Origin of the sequence: Acidiplasma cupricumulans (genome assembly GCF_001402935.1) — an archaeon.
Classification (GTDB): Archaea; Thermoplasmatota; Thermoplasmata; order Thermoplasmatales; family Thermoplasmataceae; genus Acidiplasma; species Acidiplasma aeolicum.
In genome coordinates, this window is sequence record NZ_LKBH01000252.1 from 1 (window position 1) to 781 (window position 781).

Below are 781 nucleotides of genomic sequence, written 5' to 3' on the forward strand. Positions count from 1 at the left end.
TTTTATTATTAATTTCGTTTAATAATTTTAATTGTAATATCAGGTAAATATCCAGTAAAATTAAGGTTCTAAATTTATATTTACGATGTTTTATACTAACAAAAAATGAATAAATTTATATTTATGATATCTATTATTAGTTATGGTAGAAGAAACATCTTCCAGGGCATCACTGGAACAGGAGGTTTATTTAAGGGCTCTGACAGGAAGGCTGGTTGGAATTTATGAGTTTCAGGGATTTAAAAAAATAGCAATAATAAGCTATCCTGATAGAATATGCGAGTCCATATCCGCTGCTGCAGCTGTGGCATACCTTGATAAATACGGCTATTCTGAAAATAAAATAAATGTCTTTAATTATGATAATGATATAAATAAAACCGCTGATAAAATAACGCATGAAAATTATGACGCAGTTTACATTGCTCTTGGAGGGGAACAAAAAATGAGCGATGTGGCTAAGATGTTCAACAGCACCCTAACAGCACTTAAAAATGCTGGGTATAAACACGCCCTTTTAATTCATGTCAGGACATGGCTGGCGACAAAACAGCTTTCAACCCTAGATGAATCCTCAATGGAGTACATAATGTCCTTGCCGGAGGTAAGATTATTTACAGCCGACCCATCAGCAAAGAAATTCTTTTTCCATAATGTTAAATTTGATGGAAAAAAGCCCAAACCGGAAAAATATGCTGAGGAGGATATTACACAGGAACATGCAAATCTCTTAAAAATATCACTGCCACCACCAGAATAATTATTTTTATAAAACAAATTA

The 781-nt window shown here is 32.9% G+C and carries 1 protein-coding gene; it reads left to right on the forward strand.

The window, feature by feature from the left end:
- The first annotated feature begins 142 nt into the window (after positions 1 to 142).
- Entirely contained in the window at positions 143 to 760 is a 618-nt protein-coding gene (locus AOG55_RS06730; RefSeq protein ID WP_055041067.1) for a hypothetical protein, read from the forward strand.
- Positions 761 to 781 lie beyond the last annotated feature (21 nt).

Excerpts from the sequence above, each read along its gene's own strand:
- AOG55_RS06730 (WP_055041067.1), top strand. The coding sequence starts at position 143 with ATGGTAGAAGAAACATCTTCCAGGGCATCACTGGAACAGGAGGTTTAT.